The 19,402-nt window shown below is 38.9% G+C and carries 8 protein-coding genes and 1 pseudogene; 5 read left to right on the top strand and 4 right to left on the bottom strand.

Annotated elements, in window-relative coordinates; genetic code table 11:
* Positions 1 to 4 precede the first annotated feature (4 nt).
* From hefB to AYS37_RS02650, 4 genes are all read left to right on the top strand, one after another.
* Positions 5 to 709 (top strand): efflux RND transporter periplasmic adaptor subunit HefB, encoded by a 705-nt coding sequence (hefB, locus tag AYS37_RS02635; RefSeq protein ID WP_000619654.1) that lies wholly within the window; start codon positions 5 to 7, stop codon positions 707 to 709.
* 12 nt (positions 710 to 721) lie between these two features.
* Entirely contained in the window at positions 722 to 3,802 is a 3,081-nt protein-coding gene (gene hefC / locus AYS37_RS02640; protein ID WP_000278392.1) for an efflux RND transporter permease subunit HefC, read from the top strand.
* Positions 3,799 to 4,368, top strand: a complete 570-nt coding sequence (locus AYS37_RS02645) for an outer membrane beta-barrel protein (protein WP_000725175.1) — start codon at positions 3,799 to 3,801, stop codon at positions 4,366 to 4,368. Before hefC ends, AYS37_RS02645 begins: the two co-directional genes overlap by 4 nt.
* A 160-nt stretch (positions 4,369 to 4,528) precedes the next feature.
* Positions 4,529 to 14,092: a vacuolating cytotoxin domain-containing protein gene (locus AYS37_RS02650; protein WP_000222296.1), complete on the top strand. Its 9,564-nt coding sequence runs from the start codon at positions 4,529 to 4,531 to the stop codon at positions 14,090 to 14,092.
* Between the two features lie 59 nt (positions 14,093 to 14,151).
* Here AYS37_RS02650 and AYS37_RS02655 read toward each other — a convergent pair whose 3' ends face one another.
* The 4 genes and pseudogenes from AYS37_RS02655 to ligA all read right to left on the bottom strand — a co-directional run bounded on the left by AYS37_RS02655 (position 14,152) and on the right by ligA (position 18,378).
* Entirely contained in the window at positions 14,152 to 14,907 is a 756-nt protein-coding gene (locus AYS37_RS02655; RefSeq protein ID WP_000500917.1) for an ABC transporter permease, read from the bottom strand.
* A pseudogene (locus AYS37_RS02660) lies at positions 14,907 to 15,610 on the bottom strand (ATP-binding cassette domain-containing protein). Before AYS37_RS02660 ends, AYS37_RS02655 begins: the two are co-directional and overlap by 1 nt.
* 294 nt (positions 15,611 to 15,904) lie before the next feature.
* Complete coding sequence (locus AYS37_RS02665) at positions 15,905 to 16,237, bottom strand: hypothetical protein (RefSeq protein ID WP_000399906.1); 333 nt, start codon at positions 16,235 to 16,237, stop codon at positions 15,905 to 15,907.
* 170 nt (positions 16,238 to 16,407) lie between these two features.
* A complete protein-coding gene (gene ligA / locus AYS37_RS02670; protein ID WP_000597660.1) occupies positions 16,408 to 18,378 on the bottom strand; it encodes an NAD-dependent DNA ligase LigA in 1,971 nt (656 codons plus the stop codon).
* Positions 18,379 to 18,455: 77 nt separating this feature from the next.
* Here ligA and AYS37_RS02675 point away from each other — a divergent pair, with 77 nt between their 5' ends.
* A complete protein-coding gene (locus AYS37_RS02675) occupies positions 18,456 to 19,397 on the top strand; it encodes a chemotaxis protein (RefSeq protein WP_000251121.1) in 942 nt (313 codons plus the stop codon).
* The last annotated feature ends 5 nt before the right edge of the window (positions 19,398 to 19,402 follow it).

The following is a 19,402-nucleotide window of genomic DNA, read 5'->3' on the forward strand; positions in this document are numbered from 1 at the left end:
GAAAATGATACGAAAAATTTTAATAGGACTTTTTTTGAGTTTTTTGAGCATGGAAGCTGGCGAAAAAGTGTATGCGATTTTCAATGTGAAAGCGATGCAAGATTCCAAACTCACCTTAGACAGCACAGGGATTGTGGATAGCATTAAGGTTACTGAGGGGAGCGTGGTCAAAAAGGGCGATGTTTTGTTGCTTTTGTATAATCAAGACAAACAGGCTCAAAGCGATTCCACTGAACAACAACTCATTTTCGCTAAAAAGCAATACCAACGATACAGCAAAATTGGGGGCGCTGTGGATAAAAACACTCTAGAGGGTTATGAGTTCACTTACAGGCGCTTGGAATCGGATTACGCTTATTCTATTGCGGTATTGAATAAAACCATTTTAAGAGCCCCTTTTGATGGCGTGATAGCGAGCAAAAACATTCAAGTGGGCGAAGGGGTGAGCGCGAATAACACGGTGTTATTGAGATTAGTCAGCCATGCTAGGAAATTGGTTATTGAATTTGATTCTAAATATATTAATGCGGTCAAAGTGGGGGATACTTACACTTATTCTATAGACGGGGATTCCAATCAGCATGAAGCTAAAATCACTAAGATTTACCCCACGGTTGATGAAAACACCAGAAAAGTGAGTGCTGAAGCCCTTTTGTCTAAGCCTATGGCGGTGGGGCTTTTTGGCGATGGGTTTATCCAAACGAAATAATAGGATATTTTGATGTATAAAACAGCGATTAATCGTCCTATTACGACCTTGATGTTTGCTTTGGCGATTGTCTTTTTTGGGACTATGGGTTTTAAAAAATTGAGCGTGGCGCTTTTCCCTAAAATTGATCTGCCTACGGTGGTGGTTACTACGACTTATCCTGGGGCTAGCGCTGAAATCATAGAGAGTAAGGTAACCGATAAGATTGAAGAAGCGGTGATGGGGATTGATGGGATCAAAAAGGTTACTTCTACGAGTTCTAAAAATGTGAGTATTGTCGTCATTGAATTTGAATTAGAAAAACCTAATGAAGAAGCCTTAAACGATGTGGTTAATAAAATTTCTTCGGTGCGTTTTGATGACTCCAACATTAAAAAACCCTCTATCAATAAATTTGATACCGACAGCCAAGCCATTATTTCATTGTTTGTGAGCAGTTCAAGCGTGCCGGCTACAACCCTTAATGACTACGCTAAAAACACCATTAAACCCATGCTCCAAAAAATCAATGGGGTAGGGGGCGTGCAGCTCAACGGCTTTAGGGAGCGCCAGATTAGGATTTATGCAGATCCCACTTTGATGAATAAATACAACTTGACTTATGCGGATCTTTTCAGCACGCTTAAAGCGGAGAATGTGGAAATTGATGGGGGGCGCATTGTCAATAGCCAAAGGGAATTGTCTATTTTAATCAATGCGAATAGTTATAGCGTTGCGGATGTAGAAAAGATCCAAGTGGGCAATCATGTGCGTCTTGGCGATATTGCAAAAATTGAAATTGGTTTGGAAGAAGACAACACTTTTGCGAGCTTTAAAGACAAACCCGGTGTGATTTTAGAAATCCAAAAGATTGCCGGAGCGAATGAAATTGAAATCGTGGATAGGGTGTATGAAGCGTTAAAACACATTCAAGCCATTAGCCCTAGTTATGAAATCAGACCCTTTTTAGACACCACGAGCTATATCCGCACCTCTATTGAAGACGTGAAATTTGACCTAATCTTAGGGGCGATTTTAGCGGTTTTAGTGGTGTTTGCGTTCTTGCGTAACGGCACGATCACCCTTGTTTCAGCGATCTCTATCCCTATTTCTATCATGGGGACTTTTGCGCTCATTCAATGGATGGGCTTTTCATTAAACATGCTCACCATGGTGGCTTTAACGCTAGCGATAGGGATCATCATTGATGATGCGATCGTGGTGATTGAAAACATCCATAAAAAGCTAGAAATGGGCATGAGCAAACGCAAAGCAAGCTATGAGGGGGTGAGGGAAATTGGTTTTGCTCTAGTAGCGATTTCAGCGATGTTGCTCTCTGTGTTTGTGCCTATAGGGAACATGAAAGGCATTATCGGACGCTTTTTCCAAAGCTTTGGGATCACGGTGGCTTTAGCGATCGCTCTATCGTATGTGGTGGTCGTTACGATTATCCCCATGGTAAGCTCAGTCGTGGTCAATCCCAGGCATTCTCGTTTTTATGTGTGGAGTGAGCCTTTTTTTAAAGCTTTAGAGTCTCGTTATACCAGATTGCTCCAATGGGTATTAAACCACAAGCTCATTATCTTTATAGCGGTGGTTTTGGTGTTTGTGGGTTCGCTTTTTGTGGCTTCCAAATTAGGTATGGATTTCATGCTGAAAGAAGATAGGGGGAGGTTTTTAGTGTGGCTTAAGGCTAAACCGGGCGTGAGCATAGATTACATGACACAAAAGAGTAAGATCTTTCAAAAAGCGATTGAAAAACATGATGAAGTGGAATTTACCACCTTGCAAGTGGGTTATGGCACATCGCAAAACCCTTTTAAGGCTAAGATTTTTGTGCAACTCAAGCCTTTAAAAGAGCGCAAAAAAGAGCATCAATTGGGGCAATTTGAGTTGATGCGCGCTTTAAGGAAAGAGTTGAGAAGCTTGCCTGAAGCTAAAGGTTTAGATACTATTAATCTTTCTGAAGTTGCTCTTATAGGGGGCGGTGGGGATAGTTCGCCCTTCCAAACCTTTGTGTTTTCCCATTCTCAAGAAGCGGTGGATAAAAGCGTGGAGAATTTGAGAAAATTCTTATTAGAAAGCCCTGAATTAAAAGGCAAGGTTGAAAGCTACCATACAAGCACGAGCGAATCGCAACCGCAATTGCAACTCAAAATCTTAAGACAAAACGCTAACAAATACGGCGTGAGCGCTCAAACCATTGGCTCAGTGGTGAGTTCTGCTTTCTCTGGGACTTCTCAAGCGAGCGTGTTCAAAGAAGATGGCAAAGAATACGACATGATCATTAGAGTGCCTGATGATAAGCGCGTTTCTGTAGAAGACATCAAACGCTTGCAAGTGCGTAACAAATACGATAAATTGATGTTTTTAGACGCTTTAGTGGAAATCACAGAAACTAAAAGCCCGTCCAGTATTTCTCGTTATAACCGCCAACGCAGCGTTACGGTGCTCGCTCAACCTAAAGCGGGTATCTCTTTAGGGGAAATTTTAACGCAAGTGAGTAAAAACACTAAAGAATGGCTGGTTGAAGGGGCGAATTACAGATTCACCGGTGAAGCGGATAACGCCAAAGAGAGCAATGGGGAGTTTTTAGTCGCTTTAGCGACAGCGTTTGTGTTGATTTATATGATTTTAGCGGCGTTGTATGAGTCCATTTTAGAGCCTTTTATCATCATGGTTACCATGCCTTTAAGCTTTTCAGGGGCGTTTTTTGCTTTAGGTTTAGTGCATCAGCCTTTGAGCATGTTCTCTATGATAGGCTTGATCTTGCTCATTGGTATGGTGGGTAAAAACGCCACGCTTTTAATTGATGTGGCGAATGAAGAGCGTAAAAAAGGTTTGAATATCCAAGAAGCCATTTTATTTGCCGGCAAAACCCGTCTAAGACCGATTTTAATGACGACCATTGCGATGGTTTGTGGCATGCTGCCTTTAGCGTTGGCGAGTGGGGATGGAGCGGCGATGAAATCCCCTATAGGGATTGCGATGAGTGGGGGTTTAATGATTTCTATGGTGTTAAGCTTACTCATTGTGCCGGTGTTTTATCGTTTGCTCGCTCCCATAGACGACAAACTCAAGCGGTTTTATCAAAACCAAAAAACTTTAGAATGAAAAAAATCGTTCCGGTTTTGGCTTTATGGGTGGGTTTGTTAGGGGCGTTTGAGCCTAAAAAAAGTCATATTTATTTTGGGGCTATGGTGGGTTTAGCCCCCATTAAAATAACCCCAAAACCGGCTAGTGATTCTTCTTATACGGCTTTTTTATGGGGGGCTAAAGGGGGGTATCAATTCGCTTTTTTTAAAGCTCTAGCATTAAGGGGTGAATTTTCCTACCTTATGGCGATCAAACCCACCGCATTGCACACGATTAACACTTCGTTATTGAGCTTAAATATGGACGTGTTGAGCGATTTTTACACTTATAAAAAATACAGCTTTGGGGTGTATGGGGGGCTTGGGATAGGGTATTTTTATCAAAGCGATCATTTAGGCATGAAAAATAGTTCGTTTATGGGGTATAACGGGCTAATTAATGTGGGGCTTGGCAGCACGATCGATCGCCACCACCGCATAGAGCTTGGGGCTAAGATCCCTTTTTCAAATACCAGAAATTCTTTTAAAAATTCTTATTTTTTAGAGAGCGTTTTTATCCATGCGGCTTATAGTTATATGTTTTAAGAGAGGTATATTATAGAAAGTAACTGATTGATGGGTTTTATAATGAGATTGGTTACTAACATGTAAAAGGAGTTGTTTTGTTTTCTCTTAATTGATAAAATGATCTTTTTGTCGCAGATAGTGTTAAGAAATGTAATTATATAATGAAAGGGTTCAAAATATGACTTATAGAAATAGCAAAATAGATTTAAAGGAACGCTTTAGTAAAAACCGCTCGTTTAAGGGCATTAAAAAGAAAATCGCTAAAAAATGTACGATCAAAAACTCGCCTTTGATAATTTATTCCTTAAAAACGCATTCAAATTCTTCTCTATCCTTTAACAAAAAAATCTTCTTAGGGCTTGGGTTTGTTTCAGCTTTGAGCGCTGAAGATTATAAGAGTTCGGTGTATTGGCTCAATAGCGTGAATGAAAATAATAACAACAAATCCTACTACATCAGCCCTTTACGCACTTGGGCTGGGGGGAGTAGGAGTTTTACGCAAAACTACAACAACAGCAAATTGTATATAGGGACAAAAAACGCTTCCGCAACGCCTAATAATTCTTCTGTGTGGTTTGGGGAAAAGGGCTATGTAGGTTTTATTACAGGGGTTTTTAAGGCAAAAGACATTTTTATCACAGGGGCTGTTGGCTCAGGTAATGAATGGAAAACCGGCGGAGGCGCGATACTGGTTTTTGAAAGCTCAAACGAATTAACCACTAACGGAGCTTATTTTCAAAATAACAGAGCCGGGACGCAAACTTCTTGGATCAATTTGATTTCCAATAACAGCGTGAATTTGACAAACACGGATTTTGGCAACCAAACCCCTAATGGAGGCTTTAATGTGATGGGGCGAAAGATTACTTATAATGGCGGGATTGTCAATGGCGGGAATTTTGGCTTTGATAACGTGGATAGCAACGGCGCAACCACCATTAGCGGGGTAACTTTCAATAATAATGGCGCGCTCACTTATAAGGGTGGGAATGGTATTGGGGGGAGCATCACTTTCACTAACTCTAATATCAATCATTACAAGCTCAATCTTAACGCTAATAGCGTTACCTTTAATAACAGCATTTTAGGGAGTATGCCTAATGGCAACGCTAACACCGTAGGGAATGCCTATATTCTTAATGCAAATAATATTACTTTTAATAATTTGACCTTTAATGGGGGTTGGTTCGTTTTTAATAGACTTGATGCTCATGTTAATTTTCAAGGCACAACCACGATCAACAACCCCACTTCGCCTTTTGTCAATATGACCGGTAAAGTTACTATTAATCCTAATGCGATTTTTAATATTCAAAATTACACGCCTAGCATAGGGAGCGCTTACACGCTCTTTAGCATGAAAAATGGCTCTATCGCTTACAATGATGTGAATAATTTATGGAATATCATCAGGCTTAAAAACACGCAAGCCACAAAAGACGCTGATAAAAATCATACAAGCTCAAATAACAACACCCACACTTACCATGTAACCTACAATTTAGGCGGCACGCTCTATCATTTCAGACAAATTTTTAGCCCTGATTCTATTGTTTTACAATCCGTCTATTATGGCGCGAACAATATTTACTACACCAATAGCGTGAATATCCATGACAATGTCTTTAATTTAAAAAATATTAACGATGATAGGGCTGACACGATTTTCTACCTCAACGGCTTGAACACTTGGAATTACACTAATGCGAGATTTGCTCAAACCTATGGCGGGAAAAACAGCGCTTTAGTCTTTAACGCTACGACCCCTTGGGCTAATGGCAGCATCCCTAAATCTAACAGCACGGTGCGTTTTGGGGGGTATGAGAGAGTCAATTGGGGGAAAACGGGCTATATCACCGGCACTTTCACAGCCGATAGGGTTTATATCACCGGTAACATGATGACTGGTAATGGCGCTCAAACCGGTGGGGGGGCGACTTTGAATTTTGTGGGCGCGACTGAAATTAATATCGCTGGAGCCACTTTTAAAAACCTAAAAACCACTTCGCAAAACTCTTACATGACTTTTATCGCCTTAGGGAATGGCTCTAGGAGTGGTAAGATCAATGTTTCTCAGTCTGATTTTTACGATTGGACGGGTGGAGGGTATGATTTTACCGGTAACAGCGTTTTTGATAGCGTGAATTTCAACAAGGCTTATTACAAATTTCAAGGCGCTGAAAATTCTTACCATTTTAAAAACACGAATTTTTTAGCAGGGAATTTCAAATTCCAGGGTAAGACCACCATTGAAAATTCCGTTTTAAGCGACGCTTCTTACACTTTTGATGGTATAAATAACACCTTTAATGAAGACAAATTTAATGGCGGTTCGTTTAATTTTAGTCATGCAGAGCAAACAAACACTTTTAATAACAACTCGTTTAATGGCGGATCGTTTAGTTTTAACGCCAAGCGAGTGGATTTTAATGGGAATGTTTTTAATGGGGGCGTGTTTAATTTCAATAATACCCCTAAAGTCAATTTTACTAACGACACTTTCAATGTGAATAACCAATTCAAAATAAATGGCGCTCAAACGGATTTTACTTTCAGTAAGGGCGTTGTTTTCAACATGCAAGGGCTTTTGAGCAGTTTAAGCGTGGGCACGACTTATCAATTGCTTAACGCTAAAAGCGTGGATTATAAGGATAATAACGCTTTGTATCAAATGTTGCGTTGGATTAGTGGGGAAAACCCTAGCGGCACGCTAGTGGATAAAGATCAATCCACGCCAGACAGCGCTAAAATTTATAATGTCCAATTCACTGATAATGGCTTGACTTACTACATCAAAGAAAATTTTAATAACGGGATCACGCTCACTCGTTTATGCACTCTAGGTTATACGCATTGCGTGAATATCCATAATGATGCGTTTAATCTTAAAAATGTCAATAATAACGCCAGCAACACCGTGTTCTATCTCAACGGCATGACGACTTGGAAGATCGCTGGCACAGGCGTTTTCACGCAAGATTATAGCGGCGCTAACAGCGTTTTAGTGTTCAACCAAACCACCTCTTTTCTTGATGGGGCGAATCCCACTTCTAATAGCGTGGTGAGTTTTGGGAAAACTTCAGGGGCTGAATGGGGGCTAGTGGGCTATATTCAAGGCGTTTTTAAAGCCAATCAAATTGATATTACCGGCACGATTCGCTCTGGTAATGGGGCCAAAACCGGTGGGGGGGCGATTTTAGTGTTTAACGCTCAAGAGCGTTTGAATATCGCTAACGCAAACCTCAATAGCGATAAAGCCGGTTTGCAAAATTCATGGATGAATTTCATTGTTAATAATGGCAATTTGAATGTAACAAACGCCAATTTTAGCAACCAAACCCCGCATGGAGGCTTTAACCTTAAGGCCAATAACATTACTTGGGATAAAGGCTCTGTGAATGGAGGGGGGAATTTTGGCGTGGATAACGCTAATGCTAACGGAAATGCCGTGATTAAGAATGTTAATTTTAGCGATAACGGCACTTTGATTTATAAAGGGGGTGAAAACAGCGCTGGAAATTCTTTAACCCTAGAAAACAACACTTTCAATTCCTATAACATCAACGCAAAAGTGCAAAACCTAATTTTTAACAACAACTCGTTTAATGGCGGTAGCTATTCGTTTAACGATACTAAAAATATTACTTTTAAAGGCACAAACACGCTTATTAATAGCGATCCTTTTAGCCGTCTCCAAGGCTCAATCGCTATTGACAATAATAGTATTTTTAATATTGAAAGGGATTTGACTGACAACACCACCTACACGCTTTTAAGCGGGAATAACATTAAATATAATAATGAAATTTTGGCGGACAATGCTTTTTCAAAAAATTTATGGAACCTGATCCATTATGACGGCGAACAAGGGACTTTATTAAGAACGGATAATAACACTTTTTTTGTGCAATTCACCCAAAGCAACGGCCAAAAATTTGTCTTTGAAGAGACTTTTAATCCGGGCTCTATCACCTATAAATATTTCACTATCCATTCTTCGCCTTTCCACACAGAAACTGATTCTAAGGATATTTGGAGTCAAGTGAGGAAGCAATTTGATTTCATTCCAGGAAAAACCCCCGTGTGTGTTGGCGTGTGCTATATCGCACCCTATAAAAATCAAAATCTTATCGGCTCTAGCGCTTTTGCATGGTCGCTGAATTTTGGGGCTACGGTGGTGGGGACTTTGCTTTTAGGGAGCGCTCAAGAAAAGGCCAATAACAATGGCGGATCGATCTGGTTTGGTAAGAATAATTTGCTGTATTTGCATGGCAATTTCAACGCAACTAATATCTTTTTAACGAATAACTTTAATGTCGGCAACCCTAATGCTGGCGGTGGGGCGACGATCAATTTTAACGCTGATGAAACCTTGAACGCTGACGGATTGGATTACACGAATTTCCAAACCGTGGCTATGGGCTTACAAACCAGCGCGAGCCAGCATTCATGGGCGAATTTTAATTCCAAGCTTTCTATGGAGATTAAAAACTCTAACTTTAGGGATTTCACATGGGGAGGCTTTAATTTTAATTCAGGGCGTATCACTTTTGAAAACACCACTTTTAGCGGCTGGACCAATATTAACGGAGCGACTGAGAGCGGCTCATCGTATGTGAATATGGTTGCGAATACGGATTTGGTATTTTCTAATTCCATTTTAGGAGGGGGTATCCGCTATGATTTGAAAGCTAATAACATTATTTTCAATAACTCTCAAATCGTCATTGATGTGTCTAAAAATGTGAACCAGTCTTCATTGAATGGGAATGTTACTTTCAATCATTCCAGGCTTTCAGTCAAACCCAACGCTGCTATTAATATTGGGGATAGCCAAACCCAAACGACTTTAGAAAACGCTTCAAGCCTTTCTTTTTACAACAACAGCACAGCGAATTTTAACGGCACAACCGCTTTTAACGGGGTTTCTTACTTGAATTTGAACCCTAACGCTCAATTAAGCTTCAACCAAGTGAATTTCAATAACGCTAATGTAACCTTTTATGGCATTCCTTTATTCGGTAAAACGCCTGATTTTGGCAACTCTGTGCGCCTTATCAATTTCAAAGGGAATACGAATTTTAATCAAGCGACGCTCAATTTAAGGGCTAAAAATATCCATATCAATTTCCAAGGGGATTCCACTTTTAAACAAAATTCTACGATGAATTTGGCTGAAAGTTCTCAAGCGAGCTTTAACGCTCTTAGCGTGGAAGGGGAAACGAATTTCAATCTCAACGGCTCAAGCTTGTTGAATTTCAATGGCAACAGCGTTTTTAACGCTCCTGTGAATTTTTACGCTAATAATTCTCAAATTTCTTTCACTCATTTGGCGACTTTTAATTCTGACGCTTCTTTTGATTTAAGCAACAACAGCACCCTGAATTTTCAAAGCATTCTTTTAAACAGCACTCTAAACCTTTTAGGCAATGGCGCTAACGCTTTATCCATTAATGCAAGCGGGAATTTCAGCTTTGGATCTCAAGGCGTTTTGAATCTGTCTAATGTGAATTTGTTTGATGCAAAAAACAAGCCCTTAGTTTATAATATTTTACAAGCTCAAAACATTCAGGGTTTAATGGGGAATAACGGCTATGAAAAGATCCGTTTTTATGGTATACAGATTGAAAAGGCTGATTACTCGTTTAATAACGGCGTTCATTCTTGGAGTTTCACTAACCCGCTCAATACGACTGAAACGATTACAGAAACCTTGCATAACAACCGCTTAAAAGTGCAGATCTCTCAAAACGGCGTTTCTAATAATGCGATGTTTAATCTCGCTCCTAGCTTGTATGATTACCAACAAAACCCTTATGATGAAAGCACGAATTCTTATAATTACACAAGCGATAAGGCTGGCACTTATTATTTGAGTAGCAATATTAAAGGCTTTGGTAAGAATAATGAGATACCCGGGACTTATAACGCACAAAACCAACCCTTACAAGCCTTGCACATTTACAATCAGGCTATCACTAAGCAAGATTTGAGTGTGATCGCTAGTTTGGGTAAGGAGTTTTTGCCTAAAATAGCCAATCTTTTATCTTCAGGGGCTTTAGACAATCTCAATCTCAATAGCCCGAATGGTTTTGAAACTCTTTTTGACATTTTAAAGAAATATGGTATTGCTTTAAACCAAGCAAATTGGAAGAGCTTATTGGGTATTATCAATAATTTTTCCAATACGGCTAATTATCATTTCTCTCAAGGCAATCTCGTGGTAGGGGCGATCAAAGAAGGGCAAACGAACACGAATAGCGTGGTGTGGTTTGGAGGCGATGGCTATAAAAATCCATGCGCGGTTGGGGATAACACTTGCCAGATGTTTAGGCAGACTAATTTGGGGCAATTGCTCCATTCTAGCGCGCCTTATTTGGGCTATATTAACGCTAATTTTAAGGCTAAAAACATTTACATTACTGGAACCATCGGCAGCGGGAACGCTTGGGGGAGCGGCGGGAGCGCGAATGTGTCTTTTGAAAGCGCGACGAATTTGGTGCTTAATCAAGCCAATATTGACGCTCAAGGGACTGATAAGATCTTTTCTTACTTGGGGAAAGAGGGCGTTGATAAGCTTTTTGGGGAAAAGGGCTTGGGGAATATCCTTTCTAACATGGTTTATGAAGAGAGCTTGAATAACAACGCTATCCCTAAAGATTTAGCCAACATGATCCCTAAAGATTTTGGATCTAAGACTTTAAGCTCATTGCTTAGCCCTACTGAAGTGAATAATCTCTTAGGCGTGAGCGCTTTTAAAAATGCGATCATGGAAATTTTAAATTCTAAAACGGTGGGCGATGTTTTTGGTGAAAACGGGCTTTTAAATGCGCTAGATCCTATAAAAAGAAAAGAAATCGATCAAATGCTTTTAGAGCAAATCCAAGCCCATTCTTCAGGGTTTGAAAAATTCATCGTGAAAACTTTAGGGATTGAAAATGTAGAGAATTTCATCAATACTTGGTATGGCAAACAAAGCTTGAGTTCTTTTGCCAATAATTTTGTGCCTGGAGGCTTAAATCAAGCCCTGGATAAAATAGGCTCTAGCTCTGATGCCAAAGACTTACAGAGTTTCTTGGATAAAACGACTTTTGGGGATATTCTCAATCAAATGATTGAACAAGCCCCCCTAATCAATAAGCTCATTTCTTGGCTAGGCCCGCAGGATTTGAGCGTGTTAGTCAATATCGCTTTAAATAGCATCACTAACCCTAGCAAAGAGCTGACTAGCACCATTTCTAGCATAGGTGAAAAAGCGTTAAATGACTTATTAGGCGAAGGCGTAGTGAATAAAATCATGAGCCATCAAGTCCTAGGGCAAATGATCAATAAGATTATTGCTGATAAGGGCTTTGGAGGCGTTTATCATCAAGGTTTAGGATCCATACTCCCTAAATCTTTACAAAAAGAATTGGAACAATTTGGCTTGGGATCTTTACTAGGCTCTAGAGGATTACACAATCTTTGGCAAAAAGGGAATTTCAATTTCGTGGCTAAAAACCATGTGTTTGTGAATAACAGCTCGTTTAGTAACGCCACAGGGGGGGAATTGAATTTTATAGCGGGTAAGTCTATTATCTTTAATGGGAAAAACACGATCAATTTCACGCAATATCAGGGCAGGCTTTCTTTTGTATCTAAAGATTTTTCTAACATTTCATTAGACACCTTAAACGCTACCAACGGCTTAACACTTAACGCTTCTAAAAATGACATTAGCGTTCAAAAAGGTCAGATTTGCGTGAATGTTTTAAATTGCATGGGCGAGAAAAAAACTAATTCTTCAATTTCAAGCGCTCCAACCGATGAAACTTTAGAAGTGAATGCAAATAACTTCGCATTTTTAGGCGCAATTAGAGCGAACGGATTAGTGGATTTTTCAAAAGTCTTACAAAATACGACTATTGGGACTTTAAATTTAGAGCCAAACGCCACTTTTAAAGCCAACAACTTGATCGTGAATAACGCTTTTAACAACAACTCTAATCATAGGGCTGATATCAGCGGTAATTTCAATGTGATTAAGGGCGCAACTTTTAGAACGAATGAAAATGGTTTGGATGTGGGGGGCGATTTCAAGAGCGAAGGGTCATTGACTTTCAACCTCAAACGCCCAACTGATAAAACGATATTGAGCGTAACTGGCACTTCCACGATCATGTCTTATAACAACCAGACTCTAATCAACTTTAACACCCAACTCAAACAGGGTTCTTACACGCTTATTAACGCTAAACGCATGGTTTATGGCTATGATAATCAAACGATTCTTGGAGGGAGCTTGAGCGATTACCTCAAGCTTTACACCCTCATTGATTTTAACGGCAAACGCATGCAATTAAAGGGCGATTCACTAAGCTATGACAACCAACCGGTCAATATTAAAGATGGGGGTCTTGTGGTGAGCTTTAAAGACAATCAAGGGCAAATGGTGTATTCATCTATCCTTTATGATAAAGTTCAAGTTACCGTCTCTGATAAACCCATGGATATTCATGCCCCTAGTTTGGAGTATTATGTTAAACACATTCAAGGTAGCACCGGTTTGAATGCGATCAAATCTGCGGGCAATAATTCCATTCTGTGGCTGAATGAGCTTTTTGCGGCTAAAGGGGGTAATCCCTTGTTCGCTCCTTATTATTTGCAAGACAATCACACTGAACACATTGTTACTTTAATGAAAGATATTACCAGCGCTTTAGGCATGCTTTCTAAACCCAATCTTAAAAACAATTCCACCGATGCTTTGCAGCTCAACACTTACACGCAACAAATGAGCCGTTTAGCCAAGCTTTCTAATTTCGCTTCCTTTGATTCAACGGATTTTAGCGAACGCTTGAGCAGCCTTAAAAACCAAAGATTTGCTGATGCGACCCCTAACGCGATGGATGTGATTTTAAAATACTCTCAAAGGGATAAATTGAAAAACAACCTTTGGGCGACCGGCGTTGGGGGCGTGAGCTTTGTGGAAAATGGCACAGGAACGCTCTATGGTGTCAATGTGGGCTATGACAGATTTATTAAGGGTGTGATTGTTGGAGGGTATGCGGCTTATGGGTATAGCGGTTTTTATGAACGCATCACTAATTCTAAATCCGATAATGTAGATGTGGGCTTGTATGCGAGGGCTTTCATTAAAAAGAGCGAGCTAACCTTTAGCGTCAATGAAACTTGGGGGGCTAATAAAACCCAAATCAGCTCCAACGACACTTTGCTTTCTGTGATCAACCAATCTTATAATTACAACACATGGACGACGAACGCGAGAGTCAATTATGGGTATGATTTCATGTTTAAAAACAAAAGCATCATTTTAAAACCTCAAATTGGTTTAAGGTATTACTATATTGGCATGACCGGTTTAGAAGGGGTGATGGATAACGCGCTCTACAACCAGTTTAAAGCGAACGCGGATCCGTCTAAAAAATCCGTTTTAACGATTGATTTTGCTTTTGAGAACCGCCATTATTTCAATACAAACTCTTATTTTTATGCGATTGGCGGCATCGGTAGGGATTTGCTTGTGAGATCTATGGGGGATAAATTGGTGCGTTTCATTGGTAACAACACTTTGAGCTATAGGAAAGGCGAGCTTTATAACACTTTTGCGAGCATCACTACAGGCGGGGAAGTGAGGTTGTTTAAAAGCTTTTATGCGAATGCTGGGGTGGGGGCTAGGTTTGGATTGGATTATAAAATGATCAATATTACCGGAAATATTGGAATGCGTTTAGCGTTTTAAGGGGTTGGGGCTTACCCCTTTTTTGAGCCATTAAGCGAATCAATGGTGGGACTAAGGGTTTAACGCATGCGTTCTTTTGGTGTTAGTAACATGCGATTAGCACTTAGTAAAAATAAAATAATGCCACCAATAATGAAAAATGTTGAAGTTGCTAAAACCAGTATAGTATCAATCCCTTGAAAAGCTTTGATTAGAAGTTGATTAAGGTAGTAAAAAATAGATGTTTTGATAAATAATTGGCCAATATTAGGTAGGTATTCTAAAGGAACAAAAACGTTACAAGACATTAGCGCATAGAGATTGATGATATTACAAAATCCTAAGATGCTTTGTTCGTTTTGAAAAATTCTAGCTACAAAAATGGCCAAGCAAAAACAAAACAATGCGCTTGAAAAAACACTAACAAACCCCAAAATAAGCGCTTTAAAATTAAGAATAGTGATGATATTGAGCGCATAAAAAGAGAGAACAATAAAGATAAAAGCATATAGGATTACAACGATTAGTCTTGAAGCGATTAATGCTAGAGTTATTTGTTTGAAAGTTGCTGGTGATAGCATGTAGAACAAGAATATATTATGCGATCTAGAGCTTGTTATAGCTTGAGTGAGACCAAAGATCGCACTAGAAATAATAAGGAGTCCCATTAGACCTATAATATTATTAAAATAAAATATTTCAGTGGTATTTTTTGAAAAAACAAAAATCAGTAATAGGAGCATTAAAATAGGATAAATAAAAGTCCAAAATAGCGCGCTTGTATTGGTGAGATAAGATTTGATTTCAAGTTTTAGGATAGATAGAATTGCTCCCACTAAATATCCTTTAGTAATGCTAATAAGTCTTTTGTGGTTGGTTTTTCTTTAAAGTTAAAAGTTTTAGCTACAGATTTTAATATAGAATTTAAAGGTTTGTATTGAGCAATGTTGCCATTCTTAAGGAGCAATACCCATTCGCAACTATCTAAGACAATAGGATCATGAGTGGCGATGATACTTGTAAGTTGTTGGGTGTTGCGCAAGCTTATGAGATTTGATAGTCTTATAAGAGCGTTTTGTTCTAAACTGGTTTCTGGTTCATCCATAATAATTAATTGGGGGTGGTGGCTAAGAGCTAAGTCAATCTTTAAGCACTGTTTTTGTCCATCGCTTAGGTGTTCGTAGGTTTTATTCAAAAGATTTTTTTCAAATAGATTTGGAGTGCAGTTTTTGTGAAAAAATTGATAGAATTTAAAAAGGTCGTTTGCGTTTAATCCAGGTGGGTAGTTGAATAGGTTAGAGACAACTCCCAATTGCTTGCGTTGTGGTATAACATTGTCGTGGTATGGAATATTATTGTTTTGTGCTTTAAAATTATAGTCTGATCTAATGCCTAGAATAGTGTTGATAAGCGTTGATTTTCCAGCACCATTTGCGCCAATAATGGCTGTACTAGTATGACTTTTAAATGAAAAATCTTGTATATATTTAAAGCGTTTTTAAACATGGTTTTTGGGTGTATGCTGATGTTAGAAATCATAAAATCCCCTTATATAGAAATGGTTTAAAATCCCATTTAAGGTTATTATATTCAAATGATGGTTTTATTGAGTGCAGTGTTACTAAAAATTAACTGATATTTGTTAAAACAAGCCAAAAGCGTTACCGATATACACGCTCTAATCGCATCAAACGACTTTAAAAAGCGTTCCAACCCCAAAAAATAGACAAAGCCAAGGCTTTAAATAAGAAAGACCCTAAAAGAGAAACGGAGCTTTTGATTTTCCATTCTCAAAACCCTAAATACTCTCTTGTTTTTTGTCCGCTATTGGCTTTATGGGTGTTTTAGCATATAAAATTCCAACGCTTTTTCAAAGAGGAGCGAGCGGTTAGGAAAACCTTTCTCTTTCATGTATTCATCCACTTTAACCATAAAACTGGGCGAAAGTAAAACGCTGTGATTGATTCTTCGCTCTTTACTTGTTTTTTCTTCGTATTCTATCTCTTCTATTTCAGCTAACAAACTGGGTGAGAGCGAAATGTTAAAACTGCTCCTTCGTTCGCTGCTTACCTTTATTTCTGCTTCTAGCTCGGCTAATTCGGTTAGCAATTTTTTGCGTTTCGCTTGTAAAGCTTGAATGGTTGTGTGTGCTTTATGGTGTTCCATTATTGTTCCTTAAAATATCTTTATTTTTCGCATTCTACTATAAAATAGGATTTTGTGAGTAAATTCATTAAGAATGAAAATTGGAATTTTTCTTTAGAATTTAAATGGGTATTAAACATAAAATCTTAAAACAAATGGTAAAGGAGCTTGATTTTAATAAGCGATGATTTTCAATTCAATTCCTTAAGGCGCTTTAATAATTCTTCTTCATTCAAAACGCTCACGCCATGTTTTTGTGCTAGAGCGAGTTTTGAGCCGGCGTTTTCTCCAACGATTAAAAAATCGGTTTTAGCGCTCACGCTTGAAGAAATTTTTGCCCCTAAATTTTCCAACATTTGAGCGTATTCTTGCCGTGGTTTAGAAAGCGTGCCGGTTAAAACAATCGTTTTATGATTGAAAACAGAAGAGCTTTCTTGCTTTTCTTCAGTCATATCGCTGTTTTTAGGGTTCAACAAATCAAATAACGATCGGATAAATTCCTGATTGCTCGCATAAAAATTGACTAAAGAGCGTGCCATTTCCACCCCAAAGCCTTCCATTTCTAAAAACTCAGCTTCGCTTTTTTCTAACACATTTAAGCCGTATTTAGCCAGCGTTTTACTCGCTCCCTTACCGATATGCTCAATCCCTAAAGCGTTAATCAAACGCCATAAAGGAGGGTTTTTGCTTTTTTGAATAGCGTCTAATAGGTTTTGAGCTTTTTTAATTTTAAATTTGTCTAGCCGCATTAAATCTTCCAATTTTAAAGCATACAAATCTAGGGCGTTAACAATGAGTTTTTCTTCAAAAAGTTGCTCTATGACTTTATCGCCCAAGCCTTGAATGTTTAAGGCGTCCTTAGAAGCGAAATGAATCAAGCTTTCTTTCAACCTTGCCGGGCAATTAAGGTTTTGACAATAAGTAAAAATCTCTTCGCACAAAAGCTCATGCGAGCATATGGGGCAAACTTTGGGGCGTTCAATTTTGTGTTGCGAGCCGTCTCTATAAGTTTCTAAAGGTTTGATGATTTTAGGGATCACATCGCCGCTTCTAATGACAACGACCCTATCATTAAGCATGATATTCTTTTTTTCAATTTCAGAATAATTGTGCAAGGTCGCTTTCGTAATTATAGCTCCAGCGATTTCTACAGGCTCTAAAACAGCGACTGGGGTTATCGCCCCGCTGCGCCCCACTTGGTTGATGACTCCTATGATTTTGGTGTGTTTTTCTAGAGCCGGGAATTTATAAGCGCAAGCGAATTTAGGGGATTTTTGCGTGTAGCCTAGCTCCTTTTGAATATCCAATTCATTCACAACGATCACCATGCCGTCTAAAAGGGCAAAAAAGCCCTCCCTTTCTCTAATCAGGGTGTGGTAATTGTCTTCTATTTCTTGGTGGTTTTTGTTTAAGCTTAAGTATTGAATGGCGCTAAAACCTAACGAGACGATAAAATCCAAACACTCCTTAAAACTTAGGAAATTTAAAGAATGCTTGCCCACACCCCAAGGGATGAATTGCAATTTACGCTTTTTAGTGATTTCACTATCAAGTTGCCTCAAACTCCCTGATGCGGCATTTCTAGGGTTAGCGAATAGGGGTTCATTAGCGTTTAGGCGTTCTTTGTTTAAAGCGTCAAAATCCTCTTTAGAAATGATCACTTCGCCCCTGATTTCTATTTCTCCATCATAAGCGATAAAATGGGGGATATTAGCGATGTGTTTAGCGTTTGCACTAACTAATTCTCCTTCTAAGCCATTGCCCCTAGTGGTCGCTTTCACTAGCTTGCCATGTTGATACAAAAGATTGAGCGAAACCCCATCAAGTTTGGGCGAGCACACGAATGAAGCGTTAGGATAAACTTTTAAAATGCGTTGCAACCACGCTTGCAATTCACTTTGATTGAACACATCATCTAAGCTCCACATCCGCATTAAATGGGGGTTTTTATTGAACGAATTGGTGGTAATAGCCCCCACTTTTTGGGTAGGGGAATTAGCTTGAATATCATTAGGGTTTTCTTCTTCATAAGCTTTTAATTCTTGGTAAAGTTCATCATAGACCGCATCGCTTACGATTGACTCATCAAGGTTGTAATAATGGTGCGATAGGGTGTTTAAATATTCAATTCTTTCTAAATATTCTTTTTGGCTTTTTATCATTTTTGTAAAAACCTTTTAAACTAAATTAGGGTAGTATTATAACATTTAATCTTTGATAGGGCTTTAGGGGAAAATAGGTGGTAAGAGATATTGACAAAACGACTTCGTTGCACTTAAATAACGAAGCGCAATTTCTATGCTTTAGATTAGATGCAGAAAAAGACGCCCAACTTTATGGCTTAAACATTTTTAAGATCCGAGAAATTATCCATTATGACGGAGAGGTTACAGAGATTCTTGGAGGGAGCGATGGCGTGATGCTTGGGTTTCTTAGCGTTAGGGGCGAATCCATTCCTTTAGTGGATGTGAAAAGGTGGTTGCATTATAACGCTAATGATCCGAGCCGTGATCTAAAAGAATGCAGCGTTAAAGATGACCATAATTTAGTGATCGTGTGCCATTTTTCTAACCATTCCATCGCTCTAAAGGTTTTAAAAATTGAAAGGATTATTCATAAAAATTGGACTGAGATTAGCGCCGGGGACAAACAAGGCATTAATGAAGAGGGTAAGCTTAGCGCTATCACCCGTTTTGATGAACAACGAGTGGTGCAGATCTTGGATGTGGAAAAAATGATTAGCGATGTTTTCCCTAGCTTGAAAGATTTAGACGATTTGACTTTGCGTTGCATAGAAGCCATTCAAAGCCAAAAACTCATTTTAATCGCTGAAGATTCCTTAAGCGCTCTTAAAACCCTAGAAAAGATCGTTCAAACTTTAGAATTGCGTTATTTAGCCTTTCCAAATGGGAGGGAATTGTTGGATTATTTGTATGAAAAAGAACATTACCAACAGGTCGGCGTGGTCATTACGGATTTAGAAATGCCCGTTATTTCAGGGTTTGAAGTGTTAAAAACCATTAAAGCTGATAGCAGGACTGAGCATCTTCCTGTGATTATCAATTCGTCCATGAGCAGCGATTCTAATCGCCAATTAGCCCAATCTTTAGAAGCGGATGGTTTTGTGGTAAAATCTAACATTCTTGAAATCCATGAAATGCTTAAAAAAACGCTTTCATAAATTTA

It is taken from the genome of Helicobacter pylori NQ4053, assembly GCF_000274605.1.
GTDB lineage: Bacteria > Campylobacterota > Campylobacteria > Campylobacterales > Helicobacteraceae > Helicobacter > Helicobacter pylori_CV.